The 15,399-nt window shown below is 72.8% G+C and carries 14 protein-coding genes; 13 read left to right on the top strand and 1 reads right to left on the bottom strand.

The window, feature by feature from the left end; genetic code table 11:
* Positions 1–135 precede the first annotated feature (135 nt).
* The 8 genes from IE180_RS06850 (at position 136) to IE180_RS06815 (ending at position 9,002) form a co-directional block, all read left to right on the top strand.
* Entirely contained in the window at positions 136–963 is an 828-nt protein-coding gene (locus IE180_RS06850; RefSeq protein ID WP_190155872.1) for an inositol monophosphatase family protein, read from the top strand.
* Entirely contained in the window at positions 960–1,817 is an 858-nt protein-coding gene (locus tag IE180_RS06845; RefSeq protein WP_190155871.1) for an HAD hydrolase family protein, read from the top strand. Before IE180_RS06850 ends, IE180_RS06845 begins: the two co-directional genes overlap by 4 nt.
* Before the next feature lie 590 nt (positions 1,818–2,407).
* The gene (locus IE180_RS06840; protein WP_190155870.1) at positions 2,408–3,349 is read left to right on the top strand and encodes a TIM barrel protein; all 942 of its coding nucleotides are present in this window, start codon (positions 2,408–2,410) and stop codon (positions 3,347–3,349) included.
* Positions 3,350–3,353: 4 nt separating this feature from the next.
* Positions 3,354–4,328, top strand: a complete 975-nt coding sequence (gene iolC, locus IE180_RS06835) for a 5-dehydro-2-deoxygluconokinase (RefSeq protein WP_190155869.1) — start codon at positions 3,354–3,356, stop codon at positions 4,326–4,328.
* Entirely contained in the window at positions 4,328–5,206 is an 879-nt protein-coding gene (locus IE180_RS06830; RefSeq protein ID WP_190156334.1) for a Cgl0159 family (beta/alpha)8-fold protein, read from the top strand. The genes iolC and IE180_RS06830 overlap by 1 nt, the downstream gene beginning before the upstream one ends.
* On the top strand, positions 5,203–6,168 hold the full coding sequence (iolB, locus tag IE180_RS06825) for a 5-deoxy-glucuronate isomerase (RefSeq protein ID WP_190155868.1): 966 nt from the start codon (positions 5,203–5,205) through the stop codon (positions 6,166–6,168). The genes IE180_RS06830 and iolB overlap by 4 nt, the downstream gene beginning before the upstream one ends.
* On the top strand, positions 6,165–8,111 hold the full coding sequence (gene iolD, locus IE180_RS06820) for a 3D-(3,5/4)-trihydroxycyclohexane-1,2-dione acylhydrolase (decyclizing) (protein ID WP_190155867.1): 1,947 nt from the start codon (positions 6,165–6,167) through the stop codon (positions 8,109–8,111). Before iolB ends, iolD begins: the two co-directional genes overlap by 4 nt.
* 591 nt (positions 8,112–8,702) lie before the next feature.
* Complete coding sequence (locus IE180_RS06815; protein WP_190155866.1) at positions 8,703–9,002, top strand: DUF6342 family protein; 300 nt, start codon at positions 8,703–8,705, stop codon at positions 9,000–9,002.
* An 83-nt stretch (positions 9,003–9,085) separates the two neighbouring features.
* On the opposite strand, the gene IE180_RS06810 is transcribed toward IE180_RS06815, so the two are convergent.
* Positions 9,086–9,331, bottom strand: a complete 246-nt coding sequence (locus IE180_RS06810; protein WP_190155865.1) for a hypothetical protein — start codon at positions 9,329–9,331, stop codon at positions 9,086–9,088.
* A 180-nt stretch (positions 9,332–9,511) separates the two neighbouring features.
* On the opposite strand from IE180_RS06810, the gene IE180_RS06805 reads away from it, so the two are divergent.
* From IE180_RS06805 to IE180_RS06785, 5 genes are all read left to right on the top strand, one after another.
* A complete protein-coding gene (locus IE180_RS06805) occupies positions 9,512–10,402 on the top strand; it encodes an SDR family NAD(P)-dependent oxidoreductase (RefSeq protein ID WP_190155864.1) in 891 nt (296 codons plus the stop codon).
* A gap of 64 nt (positions 10,403–10,466) precedes the next feature.
* Positions 10,467–11,045, top strand: a complete 579-nt coding sequence (locus IE180_RS06800) for a TetR/AcrR family transcriptional regulator (RefSeq protein WP_190155863.1) — start codon at positions 10,467–10,469, stop codon at positions 11,043–11,045.
* A 602-nt stretch (positions 11,046–11,647) separates the two neighbouring features.
* Entirely contained in the window at positions 11,648–13,888 is a 2,241-nt protein-coding gene (gene tap, locus IE180_RS06795; RefSeq protein ID WP_190155862.1) for a telomere-associated protein Tap, read from the top strand.
* 12 nt (positions 13,889–13,900) lie between these two features.
* Complete coding sequence (gene tpg, locus IE180_RS06790; RefSeq protein ID WP_190155861.1) at positions 13,901–14,458, top strand: telomere-protecting terminal protein Tpg; 558 nt, start codon at positions 13,901–13,903, stop codon at positions 14,456–14,458.
* Between the two features lie 400 nt (positions 14,459–14,858).
* Positions 14,859–15,398 (top strand): hypothetical protein, encoded by a 540-nt coding sequence (locus IE180_RS06785; RefSeq protein ID WP_190155860.1) that lies wholly within the window; start codon positions 14,859–14,861, stop codon positions 15,396–15,398.
* The last annotated feature ends 1 nt before the right edge of the window (position 15,399 follow it).

Below are 15,399 nucleotides of genomic sequence, written 5' to 3'. Positions count from 1 at the left end.
GTGGCGCCCGCCCGTCTCCCCGAGGGCTCCGCTCCCGCACCACGGCGACGCACCGGTGCGGTCCGCCGGCAACCGAACCGGACGCCGCCGACCCGACGGAGCTTCCGGCACACGACCCGAGGAGGCGGCCACAGCATGAGTGAACTCGACGACCTGGCGGCCCGGTTGCGGGAGGTCGCCGAGGAGGCGGCGCTCGCCGTCGCGCCCGACCTGCTGACGGCATTCCGCGGCGCGATGGACGTGGACTTCAAACGGGACGAACACGACCCGGTCACCGTGCACGACAAGCGCGCCGAGGAGCGCATTCGCGAACTGTTGCTCGAACGGGTGCCGGACAGCACCGTCGTGGGCGAGGAAGGCGGCCGGCGGAAGGGCGGCGGACGGGTCGCCTGGTACGTCGATCCCATCGACGGCACCGCCAACTTCGCCCGCGGCCTGGCCTTCTTCTGTACGTCCATCGGCGCGACCGTCGACGGCGAACCCGTAGCGGGCGTGATCGTCGACCCGGTGACCGGCCACGTCTTCACCGCCGACACCCGCGGCGGCTACCTCGGCGGCGAGCGGTTGCGCCCCACCGGCGTACGGGACGAGGCCCAGGGCCTGCTCATCACCAGCTTCCCCAACAGCCGCGAGCTGGCCCGGAACGACCCTCAGACCCTGCCGCGCTTCGGGGAACTCGTCGCCCGGTACGGCACCGTGCGCCGCACCGGGAGCGCCGCGCTGACCCTGGCCCACGTGGCCGCCGGATGGTGCGACGTCGCGCTCGGCACCTCCGTCAACGCCTGGGACGTGTGTGCCGCGCAGGTACTGGTACGCGGCGCGGGCGCGGTGTACCGGCCGTTCGCCGGCGCCGGGGGCTGGGACCAGCCCGGCTACCTCGCCCACCGCGCAGGCCCGGTGCCGGCCGCCGAGGAGTTCGTCGACTGGTACGAGTCCGGGCTCCCCGCCAGGAGGGCCCGATGAGCGCCGACCCCACCGCGCCGAGCCCGGCGCCCGCCACCGCGCCCGGCCTCGGCCTGCGCTACCAGTGGCTCGTCACCGACCTCGACGGCACCCTGGTGGACCGTCGGCTGCGCATCGTCCGGCGCAGCGCCCAGGCCCTGCGCCGCTACCAGGACCTCGGCGGCACCGTCGTCATCGCCACCGGCCGCAACGAAGTCTCCGCGGGCCGCTACCACCGCGAACTCGGTCTGACCACGCCGATGATCGTCTACAACGGTGCGCGCGTCGTCGACCCGCGCACCGGCGAGCGGCTGCTCGACCTGAACCTGGGCGCGTTCTGGCCGACGGTGCGCGACGAGCTGCTCCCCGCCCTTCCCGCCGGCACGGGAGCGGTCGCCTTCCTCGGAGAGGACGCCTACGTGCTGCGCCCCGCTCCTGTACTCGTGGCCTACGCCGCACGCGACCGCATCAAGCTGTTGGCGGACCCGCCGGAGGGGGCGCCCACGAAGGTCATGCTCTTCGCCGACCGGCCGGGTCTCGACCCTCTGGTACGGCTGGCCGCGCGGCACTGTCCCGACGCCACGCTGGTGCAGTCCGAGGACACCTACCTGGAGATCCTCCCCATCGGAGCGGGCAAGGAAGCCGCGCTGCGCCACCTCGCGCGGCACTGCGGAGTCCCGATGGCGCGCGTGGCCGCGATCGGCGACAACCCCAACGACACCGGCATGGTGCGCGCCGCGGCCCTCGGCGCGGCGGTCGGCGACGGTCACGAGCAGGTGCGCCGCGCCGCCGACCTGGTGGTCGGCGGGTGCGCCCAGGGCGCAGTCGCGGACCTGGTCGAACACATCCTGGTGGAGCGGTCCCGGCGGCCGTGACCGCTTCCCGGCCCGCCGGGCCGGAGCCGACCGTCCTCCGGCCACCTGCCCGGTGCTGTCCGCCGGCACAGGCGGCCGGAACCGGACACGGGGCGCGTTTCGCGCACTGCTCACCGAGCCCCTCCGAAGCCGGGGAGCGGACGGGGTGCGGGGGAGGGGGCCGCGCGGACCGCGCGGCCCCCTCTTCGCGTTTCTGACGGCGTGACACGCCGATGAACCGGCAGCGCCGATCTACGCCGATCTATGCCGACAGCCGACGGGCCGGCCGACGCGTCGCTCGTACACGAGGCGGACGAGCAGGACGATGAGTATGCGGGACGGCGAGCACGCATGACGGTGAGCACGCGGACGGTCGGCCACGGCATCCCGGCCGGAGCGCCCGCGGCCGGCGCGTCCCGCGCGCGGCGGAGTCCAGACGCCTGGTGACGGTGCTGAGGCCGGCGGCTCGGACTGCACCACAACTCCCGTAAGTACAGGACAACATAATGTCCTGACATACTGTTGACAGGTATCACCGGGAAGGGCAGGCTCGTCTGCAGACGACCGGGCGCCAGGCCCGCACCCCACGACCACCGGAAGAAGGACTTGGTATGCGTATTACGCCGCCCGGCGCCGACGCGCCCCTCGTCAGGCGCATCGCCGGCGCACCGATCTCCTGGGGCGTGTGCGAGGTCCCCGGCTGGGGCCATCAGCTGGCACCGGACGTGGTGCTGCGCCAGATGCGTGACATCGGCCTGGCCGCCACGGAGTTCGGCCCCGACGGTTTCCTGCCCGACGCTCCCGCGGCCAAGGCCGAGATCCTCTCCGCGTACGGGTTGCGGGCGGTGGGCCAGTTCGTGCCCGTCGTCCTGCACGACCCCGACCACGATCCGCTGCCCCGGGTGGAGACCGCGATGGCGGACCTGCTCGTGGCGGGCGCGACCACGGTCGTCGTCGCGGCCGTCGGCGGCGGCGACGGCTACGACGACCGCCCCGCGCCGGACGCCGACGGCTGGAGCACCCTGCTGGCCAACCTCGACCGGATCGACGAGGCGGCCGCCGAGGCCGGTCTCACCGCCGCCCTCCACCCGCACGTCGGCACCCTGGTCGAGACGGCCGAAGAGACCCGGCGCGTCCTCGACGGCTGCCGCATCGCCCTCTGTCTGGACACCGGGCACTACCTCATCGGCGGCGGCGATCCGGTCGCCCTGGCCGCCCGTGCACCCGACCGCATCGCCCACGTCCACCTGAAGGACGTACGCCGACACCTCGCCGACCAGGTCCGATCCGGAGAGCTCACCTACACGCAGGGCGTCGCCGAGGGCATGTACGCGCCTCTGGGCGCCGGTGACGTCGACATCGCCGCGATCGTCCGCGTACTCGAGTCGCACGGCTACTCCGGCTGGTACGTGCTGGAGCAGGACACCGTCCTCCCCGCCCCGCCCGGACAGGACGGCGCCCACGACCCGCTGAACGACGCGAAGGCCTCTCTGGAACGACTCCTGTCCTTCGCCGAAGCCGCCACGGGCCCCTCGCACCCCGCAGGGGCATGAACCGATGGCCCACGACCTGATCGCCATCGGGCGCACCGGAGTCGATATCTACCCGCTCGACCACGGCGTCGGCCTCGACCGCGTGCGCACGTTCGAGAAGTTCCTCGGCGGCAGCGCGACCAACGTCGCGGTCGCCGCCGCCCGCCACGGCCACGCCACCGCCCTCGTCACCCGCGTCGGACGCGACCCCTTCGGCCGCTACGTACGACAGGAAGCCGCGCGGCTCGGCGTCGACCCCACCCACATCCGGCCCCTGACCGCGCCGGACGGGCCGCCCACACCGGTCACCTTCTGCGAGATCTTCCCGCCCGACGACTTCCCTCTGTACTTCTACCGCTACCCCACCGCCCCCGACCTGATGATCGAGCCCGGCGACCTGCCGCTGGCCGACATACGCGACGCGCGCGTGCTCTGGACGACCGCCACCGGCCTCTCGGCCGAGCCCAGCCGCACCGCCCACATCGCCGCATGGCAGGCCCGGGCCCGCCGCCCGCACACCGTCCTCGACCTCGACTACCGCCCGACGTTCTGGACCTCCCCCCAGGAAGCCGGCCGACAGATCGGTCACGCCCTGGAACACAGCACCGTGGCCGTCGGCAACCGGGAGGAGTGCCGGATCGCTGTCGGGGAGAGCGACCCGCACCGCGCCGCCGACGCCCTTCTCGCACGCGGGCTCGACCTCGCCGTCGTCAAACAGGGCCCCGAGGGGGTGCTCGCCGCCACCCGCGACGAACGGGTCGAGGTACCGGCGCACCCCGTCGAGGTCGTCAACGGCCTGGGCGCCGGCGACGCGTTCGGCGGCGCACTCGTCCACGGCCTGCTCAGCGGCTGGGACCTCACCCGGACCATCACCTTCGCCGGCGCCGCCGGCGCACTCGTCGCCGCACGCCTCGCCTGCTCCACCGCCATGCCCACCACCGCCGAGGTGGAGGCGGCCCTGGCCTCCCGGCAGCCGGACCACGCCGAAGGGACCGCATGATGCACGCCGCCGAGATCACCGCCCTCCGGGCCCGTGAGCCCGGACTCATCGCCCACGCCTGGCAGAAACGCTCCCGCCGCCCACTGGCCGGAGAGGACGGCCGGCTTCTGATCATCGCCGCCGACCACCCGGCCCGCGGCGCGCTCGGCGTCCGCGGCGACGACGGCGCCATGGCCAGCCGGACCGAACTGCTGGACCGAGTGGCCACGGCACTCTCCCGCCCCGGGGTCGACGGCGTGCTCGGCACCCCCGACCTGCTCGACGACCTGCTGCTGATGGGCGCGCTCGAAGACCGGAACGTCATCGGCTCGATGAACCGCGGAGGCCTGCAGGGCGCGGTCTTCGAACTCGACGACCGGTTCACCGCGTACACTCCGCGGGCCATCGCCACCCAGGGCCTGGACGGCGGCAAGGCGTTGACCCGGATCTGCCTCGACGACCCCGGGACCGCCGCCACCCTGGAGGCGACCGCTGCCGCCGTCACCGGCCTCGCCGAACACGGCCTGATGGCGATGGTGGAACCCTTCCTGTCGGTGCGCGACGCCGGAGGCGTACGCAACCTGCTCGACCCCGCCAGCATGGTGAAGTCCATCCAGATCGCCACCGCTCTCGGCGCCACCAGCGCCTACACCTGGCTCAAGCTGCCGATCGTCGCCGACCTGGAACGAGTGCTGGACGCCACCACCCTGCCCACGCTCCTGCTCGGAGGCGACCCGCAGGGCGACCCGCACGACACCTACACCGCGTGGGGCGATGCCATGACACTGCCCACCGTGCGCGGCCTCGTGGCCGGCCGCACCCTGCTCTACCCTCAGGGCGGCGACGTGGCCGAGGCCGTCGACATCGCCGCCGACCTCGTCCACGGGAACCGCCGATGAGCACCGCACCGCAGGAGCCCGCCGCCCCCCGCTGGACACGCCCCCGCGGCACCGCCCGTGCCGACGGCTGGGAGGTGGCGATCACCCCCGACGGGACTCACTGGCATCACACCAGCCTGCACGTCGCCCACCTCGGGGCGGGGGAGTCCCGCCGACTGCGAGCCGACGGCCGGGAGCACGTCGTCGTCCCCCTGAGGGGCAGCGTCCACGTCACCGCCGAGGACGCCGACGGCCGTGTCCACCAGGCGCCGCTCGCAGGCCGCCGGGACGTGTTCGCCGCGCCGACCGACATCGCGTACACGGCGGCCGGACTCCGGATCACCGTATCGGCCCCGGCCGGCCCGGCCCGGGTGGCGGTGGCCGGCGCACGGGTGTTCGGCCGCGGCGCCGCGCGGCCCCCGTTCCGGCACCTGGCCGCGGACGAGGCTCCCGTGGAGCGCCGCGGCACCGGCAACGCCTCCCGTGAGGTGCGCAACCTCGGTACGCCCGGAGTACTCGACGCCGACGCGATCATCGTCTGCGAGGTCGTCACCCCGGCCGGCAACTTCAGCTCCTGGCCACCGCACAAGCACGACACCGAGCACCCGGGCGAGGAGACCCGCCTGGAGGAGATCTACTACGTCGAGACCGCCCCGGCCGACCCGCGGGCCACCGACCCGACGGGCTACCTGCGGGTACGGGCCTCGGACCCGGACCGGCCCATCGACGTGCTCGCCCAGGTACGTGCCGGCGACGTGGTACTGGTGCCCCACGGATGGCACGGACCCGCGATCGCCGCCCCCGACACCCACATGTACTACCTCAACGTCATGGCGGGCCCCGGCCCCGAACGGGCTTGGCTGATCTGCGACGACCCCGCCCACGCGTGGATCCGCGACACCTGGTCCCGAACGCCTTTCGACCCGAGGCTGCCGCTCGCCGACAGCCCGGGGAACGTCACCCCCGAGGGAGCCGGCGCATGAGTCCGCACGAACCCCGGACCGTCCGGCTGACGGTCGCCCAGGCGACGGTGGAGTTCCTGGCCAACCAGTGGACCGAGCGCGACGGCGAACGGCACCGCATGTTCGCCGGAGTCCTCGGCATATTCGGGCACGGCAACGTCGCCGGCCTCGGACAAGCCCTGCTCCAACACGAAAGGCGGGCCGGCGGCCGGCCGGACCTTCCGTACGTCCTCGCCCGCAACGAGCAGGCCATGGTGCACACCGCCGTCGCCTACGCCCGCCACCGGGACCGGCTGTCGACCTGGGCCTGCACTGCGTCCACCGGCCCCGGTTCGACGAACATGCTCACCGGTGCGGCGCTGGCCACCGTCAACCGCATCCCGGTCCTGCTGCTGCCGTCGGACACCTTCGCGACCCGCGTCAGTGCACCGGTACTGCAGGAACTGGAACAGCCCTACGCCGCCGACGTCACCGTCAACGACGCCTTCCGCCCGCTGTCGAAGTTCTTCGACCGGGTCGACCGGCCCGAGCAGCTGCCGACGGCGCTCCTCGGCGCCGCGCGGGTGCTCGCCGACCCCGTCGAAACCGGTGCGGCGACCGTCTGCCTGCCGCAGGACGTACAGGCGGAAGCGTACGACTGGCCGGCCGAGTTGTTCGCCTCGCGGTGCTGGCACATCGTCAGGCCTCCCACCGAGGCCGCGCGCGTCGCCGCCGCCGCCGAGACCGTCCGCCGCGCCGAACGCCCCCTGCTGGTCGCCGGCGGCGGCGTCCACTATTCCGGAGCCGAGGACGCGCTGCGCGCCTTCGTCGACGCGACCGGCATCCCGGTGGCCGAGACCCAGGCGGGCAGGGGCGCGCTCCTGCACGGTCACCCCCGCCTGGTGGGCGCCGTCGGCTCGACGGGCACCACCGCCGCCAACGCCCTCGCTCGGGAGGCAGACGTCGTCATCGGCGTCGGCACCCGGTGGAGCGACTTCACCACCGCCTCGCGCACCGCCTTCCAGCATCCGGGGGTCCGTTTCGTCAACATCAACATCGCGGGCTTCGACGCGGGCAAGCACGCGGGTCTCTCCGTCGTCGCCGACGCGCGGGAGGCGCTCACGGCGCTGACCGGGGCGCTGCGCGGTCACCGGGTGACGGACGCCTTCCTGCGGCGGCAGACGGAGCTCGTCATCGACTGGGAGCGACGGGCGGCGGCCGCCTGCGACCCGCCGGAGGAGGTCACCGGCGGGCTCGCGGACGGAAAGCTGACGCAGGGCTCCGTCCTCGGCTGCCTCAACGAACTGTCCGACCCGCGCGACGTGGTGCTGTGCGCGGCCGGCTCCATTCCCGGCGACCTGCACAAACTGTGGCGAGTCCGGGACCGCAAGGCCTACCACGTCGAGTACGGCTACTCCTGCATGGGCTACGAGATCCCGGCGGCGCTCGGCGTCCGGCTCTCGGACCCCACCCGCGACGTGTTCGCGCTGGTCGGCGACGGCGGCTACCTGATGATGCCGACCGAACTGGCCACCGCGGTCCAGGAACGTCTCAAGGTCATCGTCGTCCTGGTGCAGAACCACGGCTTCCACTCCATCGGTTCGCTGTCGGAATCGCTCGGCTCGCAGCGGTTCGGCACCAGCTACCGCTACCGCACGCCCGACCGTGGCCTCGACGGGCCGCCGCTGCCGACCGACCTCGCCGCCAACGCCCGCAGCCTCGGCGCGCGCGTCATCGAGGTCCGTACGCGCGCGGAGCTGGCGGAGGCCGTCGTCCGGGCCAAGCGACTGCCTGACGACGCGGGCCCCGTGGTCATCCACGTCGAGACCGACCCGCTGGTGCACGCGCCCGGCAGCGACAGCTGGTGGGACGTTCCCGTCAGCCAGGTGTCGGAACTGGACAGCACCCGTGACGCGTACGCGGCCTACGCCGTGCGCAAGAGGACGCAGCTTCCGCTCCTCGCCCCCGCTCCCGTCGACGGATGAGAAACCCGCCCGTCCCCCGAAGACGGCCTCGTCCCGGGGCAAGGGGCCCGGCGCCCTGAGACGCGGCCTGCCGCACGAGCGAACTCGACAGCGGTCCGCTGTCCAGCGGCGGGCCGGGCGACCGGTGATGCGGCACCATCACCGACCACTGCGGCTGGTCGCCGATCACGGCTACGACGAGTACCGCCCTCTGCTGCGAGCCTGAGGCATTGCCCCGAGGACCACCCGCCGGGATGTGCGACCGGACCGCCGCCGACCGCCCGTACCGCTCGGGCAGAGTGGAGCGCACTGTCATGGACGTGAGGGATCGTGGTGGTCCCACTGCCACGAGGCGGTATCCGTGCAGGTGGAGCCCTGACGTGCAACCGAGAGGTCGCGTCCGTCACTCCTACAAGAATCTGGCCATCAGGACGGAAAGCGGTCATGATCTGCGGAATGCCTCTTTCCGTACGCCTCTCCTCCCTACGCTCCTCACGCGGGTCGGATCATCCCGGCCGGCACGACTCGACATCGCGGGCACGCCCCGCCGGTCCGCACGGCCGCGTGCCGCGCGCCGGCAGGAGCGTGGCCGCCGGCCCCCAAGGGGGAACCATGGCTGAGCTCGACCTCGGAGTTGCGTCGAACTGGGATGACGGGGAGTACCACGGCCGGGTCAAGCTGGTGGAGAACCGGACGTGGGGGAACTCCCAGGACAAGAACGTCGCGGTCATCTCCCCCAACAGCGTGGAGATCGTGATGAACTCCAATCACTCCACCTCCCAGGAGGCGGACAAGGTGTACTTCGTCACCCACCACGGCAGCACGCGGAAGGTCGTCGGGATCCTCGACTCCGACGGCAACCTGCAGATCGCCGGGAAGCTGATCACCGACCAGAAGAACCTGGACCTGTAGGTTCCGCGGGGAGCAGCCTCCCACCCGCACGGCAAGAGGGCCCGCACGACCTGACGTCGTGCGGGCCCTTCCCCGTCTCGGAGTCAGCCGCGGCCGATCTCCCCGAGCCGGTCGCGCACGGCCTGGTGCTCCTGGGTGCAGACGAGGGCGGCGGAGAGCATCTGCGCCACCGGGTCGGAGCACGGGTGCTCTCCGCGCTCGGCGGCCCGCCCGACTCCCAGGCCCTGTTCTCCTGCTCTCGTCTGCGCGGTGATGGCTCCAGGACGGGTGTGGTGCCGTAGGCCGGTGCCGCATCGAGCAGCGTTCGCCCTCGATGGTGTCGAGCCCATCCACCACCAGGGCTGACTGATGGGCGCCCCGGCCGCCCGGCGCGCTCGGACCGGCGCGGCATCACGGCACCCGGCATCGCTCGTCCCGCCGCCGACACCTCCAACCGGATAGTTCATCCGGTTGTGTGCTACCGTCCGAACAAGCGGATGAACTATCCGAATATCTGGGTGGAGGGGCACATGGTGAAGACGGCTGTGGTCACGGCGGGGACGGCCGGCATCGGACTGGAGACGGCCCTGGGCCTGGCCGACGCCGGGTTCTCGGTCACCGTGGTCGGACGCGACGCCGACCGCGGTGCCCGGGCGGTCGACCGGATCAACGCGAGGAACCCCGCGCATCCCGGACGGTTCCTGCCCGCCGACCTCGGCTCGCTCGACCAGGTGCGCGCGCTCGCCGACCGGATCGCCGCCGAACACGCCGCCTCCGGCGACCCGCTGTCCGTGCTGGTCAACAACGTCGGGGCGATGTTCCCGCAGCGGCAGACCCTGGACGGCGTCGAAGCGTCGTTCGTCGTCAACCACCTCTCGCCGTACCTGCTGACGGAACTGCTGCTGCCCACGCTGACAAACGGGGCGCCGAGCAGGATCGTGAACGTGACCTCGGGCGCGGTCGGGCTCGCGAAGAGGGCTTTCGACGCCGTCGAGCCGCCCGGCGGCTACTACGGCTTCCACTGGTACGGCCGCGCCAAGCTCGCCAACCTCGTCTACACGCTCGACCTGGCGAACCGACTGGAGGGCACGGCCGTCTCCGTCTTCGCCGCCGACCCGGGAGGCGCCGCGACGGACATGACCGACGGCACCATGGCCGACCCGAAGATCGTCTCGCCGCCCCTGCGACTGCTGTGGCCGCTGGTGCGCCGCAAGTTCGAACGTTCCACCTCGGGCCCGGCGTCCGTGGCTGCCCGGCCCTCGATCGTCGCCGCCACCGACGGAGCCCTCGCGGGCCGGACCGGCATCGTCATCGGAGCCCAGGCGCACCCGGTGACGCCGCTGCGCGCAGCGACCGACCCCCGCATCGCCCAGGACGTGCGCCGGCTCAGTGAGCGGTACGCACCTCTCGCCCTCACCTGACCCGCCAGGTGCGGGTGCCGGCGACGGCATCATCCGGATGGAGAATCCGGTTAGCATGTCCCCCATGACGATGCCCCTGCGCAAGGACGCGGCCCGCAACTGGGACCGGATCGTCGCGGTCGCCCGTGCCCTGGTCGACCAGGGCGCACCCCTGCAGCTGAACGACGTCGCCGGCCGCGCCGGACTCGGAGTCGGCACCGTCTACCGGCACTTCGCCACCCCCGAGGCGCTCCTGGAGACCGTCGCCACTCCCTGCCTGGAAGCCCTGGCCGGCCACGGCCGGCAGGCTCTGACCGGCACCGACCCCTGGCGCGCGCTCGAAGGTTTCCTGTTCCGCACCGTCGAAGCGCAGGTCACCGACGCGTCCCTCGCCCCGGTCACCGCGGCGGCCACCGACGCCCTGCCGCGCACCACGGAACTCAAGGAGACGCTTCGGTCGGTCGGCACCGCACTCCTCGACCGGGCTCGTGATGCCGGAGCGGTCCGACGTGACCTGGCCGCCGCCGACCTCGTCCCGCTCATGTGCGGCATCGCCCACGCCGTCAACGTCCACGGCGGCACACCCGCCGACCGGATCGACACCGCACACCGCTACCTGGCCACGCTCCTCGAAGGACTGCGCGCCGCGCCACCACACGCGTGAGAACACCGCCCGCACGGCAATCGGATTGATCCGTGGGTGCCGCCACGCCGTACGCGCCGCCACGGTCCTGCGGGCCCGCGCCGTACGCGCCGGACGACCGTTACCGACCACCGCTCCTGCACCGCGCCAGGCCGGAGGACCGTCTTCGGGGCCGTTCGCGGTGTTGTGGCCGGCGTGGGATCGGTGGAGCGGGCAGGACCCGGCATCGAGGAACGCGCGGACGGTCGGCTCCTCGGTGTCATGCCCGTGCTTCTGGAAGAGGCGGGCGATGGTGACCGTGCTGTTGATCGACGGGGGGAGCGGCCGCATCGTGGCGATGTCCACGCCGAAGGAACCCCCGAGAGCGGCGGGATCGACATCGGCGGGCGGAGGGGCGGCGCCGATCTGTCCGACGTCGTCGGGCAGGACCAGGTGCGGCTCGCCGCGCGATCGCGTCGGACTCGAGGCTCGGGCCGGACCGCGTTTCTCCTCCGCGCGTTCGGTGAGAGCGCGCCCGCAACCATGTCAGCAGGCTCTGCACACCACTTCGTACGCGATAGGTACGTGTTTCGTACGCGAAAGGTACGGTTCGCTGAGTAGGCTGTCGCTCAGGAGGTGTTTCCATGTCCGAGTTGTTCGACGCGGTCGACGCACTGCTCGCGTCCCGCGCCGCGCTGCCGCCCCCGGCGGAGCGCAAGCGGCTGCGTGCCGCGCACGGCCTGACGATCGACGAAGTGGCCACCGCGCTGAAGGTGCGCCGGGCCACGGTGTCCGGCTGGGAGTCCGGCAAGACCGAGCCCCGCCCGCCCGAGCGCGACGCCTACGCCCGGCTCCTGGACAAGCTCGCGGAGCTCTACCCCGCCGCCCCGGCCGACACGGCCGCGCCCGATCCCGACGCCGCGGTGCCGGCCACGCTCACCGCCCCACCCGAACCGGCGGAAGCGCGGACCCCGTCCCCAGGGGGGGCGTCCGAGGCTGCGGCCATGACTGCGACCGAGAACCACCAGCCCAGCCCCGCCCCTGTCGCCGCTGCTCCGGCCGCCGCGACCCGTCCGGCGCGCGCCACCGGGCCGTCGTCGACGTCGCGCCGCCCGGGTGCGAAGAAGGCGGCCCCGGCGGGCGGCACCGATCCGAGGTTCGAGAACGGTCCGCTGGCGGTCGTCGATGTCGAGGCCGGGCAGGTGCTGGCGTACTGCACCGGCGGCCTGGTCCTGGACGTGCCCGCCAAGTCCCTGCCGGCCCTGGTGGACTGGACGCTGCGCGAGGCGAAACTCGGTCAGCCGAAGCTCGCCGGCCCGGGCAAGGACGCCGACCCGCTGCTCGTCCTCACCGAGGCCGCGCTGGAGCGCTACGGCCTGCCCACGACGCTCACGGAGGAGGAGCGGCTCGCCGGGCGTCTGCCGGAGGGCCACAAGGTCGTCAAGCAACTGGTCCGCGCGGAGTGGAAGCTGACGAAGCGCGGCTTCGGTCCGTGGGCGCGGATCTACCGCCCCGCGACCGGTTCGGAGCGGGCCTGCGTGCAGCTGTGCATCCCGTCGTGGCACGCGCTGGACACCCGGCACTGGGGCGAGGCCGGGCAGCTCCCGCCGGCGGAACTCGCCCGCGTCCTGGGCGTGTACGCCTCGCGGGTGATGACGCCGCGCGGCTCCACGGCCGTGACCGGCCTGGAGCTGATGACCGCACTGCACCCGCCGACCCGGGCCTCCGAGCCGGACGCGACGGGGAAGCGGCACTCCGAGCACAACCCCGGCTCGCTGGGCAAGGACGCCATCGACCCGGCGAACTGGCCGCCGTGCGAGGTCCCCGACGGTCACCCCGTCCTGAAAGACCTGCCGCGCTTCCACGTACGTGGCCCGGCGGAGAAGCTGTTCGAGGAGGCGTACGACTGGGCGAGGCCGATGACCGACGCGGAGTGCACCTTGCGCCACCTGGTCGGCATCGACGTCAACATGGCCTTCGCCGCCGGTGCCAACGGCCTGCCGGTCGGCCTCGGCGAGGCGACGCACGTCACGAACCCCGTCTTCGACCCGAAGCTGCCCGGCTCGTGGCTGGTCGACCTCTCCCACGTCGACCTGTCCCGCGTGAAGGTCGGCAAGGAGTGGGTGGAGCTGGACGGCGACCTGCTGCCGAGCCCGTTCACGCCGAAGGGCGAGCGTCCCGAGGGCCCGGCCTGGTACGCGACGCCGACCGTGGCCTACGCGGTGGAACTCGGCTACGAGGTGCGCCCGACCGAGGCATGGGTCCGGTACGAGAACGGCCGGTACCTGGACGGCTGGTACCAGCGGTTGCGCGACGCCTACCTCGCCACGATGGCCGACCTCGGCGTCGCCGCCGACCTGTCGCCGGAGGACTTCCTCAAGGCGATGGACGGCTACAAGAGCCGTGACCCGGAACTGGCGATCGTCGTCTCGGCGGTCAAGGCGACGGTCAAGGGCGGCCTGGGCAAGCTGCGCGAGCGCCCGCGTGGTGAGGGCTGGCGGCCCGGCGAGCCGTGGCGCGCCCTGTCCCGCCCGATCTGGCGGCCGGACATCCGCGCCGCGGTCATCTCCCGCACCCGCGTCAACCTCCACCGCAAGATCGTCAAGCATGCCGCCTTCACCGGCCAGTACCCCATCGCGATCCTGTCCGACTGCGTCGTCTACGCCGCCAACGGCGGGTCGCCGCTGGACTTCCTGCCCTACCGGGAGGGGAAGGCGCTGCCCGGCGGGTTCAAGCTCGGCATCAACCCCGGCCTCGTGAAGTGGGAAGGAACGCAGAGCGTCCTGTGGGGCGAGGAGGTCCGCGAGCGGTTCGACGCCCCGGAACTCAACCTGGCCCGGTACATCAAGGACGGCACCGTCACCGACGCCGACAACGGAGAGTAGGAGAGGGCCACGATGAGCCTGTTCGGGGACGGCCTGGACGCCGCGGTGCAGAAGGCGTTCACGCGCCCGGCGCCCAAGAACGCGGGCCCGCAGATGCGCTATCTGGTCAAGCAGCTCGGCGGCACCAAGGCGGCCGCCCACATGCTGCGGATCTCCCAGCGCACCGTGGAGCGGTACGTGAAGGACCAGATCAAAAAGCCCCGCCCGGGCCTCGCCGCCCGGCTGGAGCGCGAGGTGAAGAAGCGCTGGCAACCGCAGATCCGGGCCAAGGCCAAAGCGAAAGCGGCGAGCACCGGTGGCATCGTCATCGACGCCCGTGCCCGCATGGGCTACACCGCCCCGATCGGGTCGACGGACCAGGACCGCATCCGGCACCTGACCGTCGCCCTGCCCCCGCAGTACGCCGCCCGCCTCTTCGACGCCCAGGAGGCCGGCGCCGGCGACGCCCAGCTCCAGGAGATCGCCGCCGAGGCGCTCAAGGAGGTGTACTTCCAGGACGGCGGCCGCCGCGCCGGCTCCCTGGAAGAGGTCCGCTTCACCGACGTGGAACACCTGGAGTTCGAGCTGTAGCAGCCGTACCCCGAACGGTCCGCGAGCCCCGGCGTGACGGAACGCTTCAGTTGGCCGGGGAGCGGTTGATCCGGCCACCTGAGCGTCCGGTTACGGTCGGGTCCTCGTGTTCCCGTACGGTCGGCCCTCGTGTTCCGGCGCGGTGCTGGGGAGCACGCCGGGTCGGTCGGCACAGTCCTTGCGGCACGTCGACGTTCCGACCGGCTTCGCCGGTCGGCTCACAGCCGGGGGCGTCCGCGGCCCTGTGCTGGCCGGTATGAATCGGCCGTGTTCGTCACGGCCCCGCCGACGATTCATCAGATGGTGCGCACTCGCGTTCATCGGACGTTCGCTCCGGACGGGTGTGGCTACGGTCGTCCGTGCCGCCCCACGGGGGGTGGCGGGTCGATGGGGAGTGGACATGAGTTCTGTCGGTCGCAGGACCGTCGCGGTGATGGCAGCCGCTCTGGCGTCGCTGGGCGCGGGGGGCGCCGTCCCCGCGGCCGCGCTCACGTCGTCGCCCGCACCGTGCAGCGGCGCGGAATGCCCCAGTCTGAAGCCGGTCAGGCTCGTGGCCAGCCAGGCCACCCTGAACGTCACCCAGATGCAACTGGAGAACCTCCACGCGATCGCCTCCGACGCCGTCACCGGGGAGCCCGTCCGGGGCGTGAAGGTCGTGTTCGCCACCATCGGTGGCCGGACGCTCGGGGCGGCCTACACCGACTACGACGGCGTGGCCGCGATCACCGCCCCGGAGAACCTGGGTCCCGGAACCCTCCAGGAGCTCCTCGGCGGCTACGAGGCGGCGCTCCAGGGCGACGGCGTCCACACCCCGGTCGGAGCCCACGGGGCGATCACCGTCGGCACCGACCAGGGCCCCGGGGTGCCGGCCGGCCCGTGCTCCATCTGCAGCGACCGCGGACTCAAGCAGGACGTGGTCCCGGTCGACTGGAGCCGGTGAC

The organism is Streptomyces litmocidini, assembly GCF_014649755.1.
Taxonomy (GTDB): domain Bacteria; phylum Actinomycetota; class Actinomycetes; order Streptomycetales; family Streptomycetaceae; genus Streptomyces; species Streptomyces litmocidini.
Note: the sequence above shows the minus strand (reverse complement) of the source record. Positions and strands in the feature narration are given on the sequence as shown.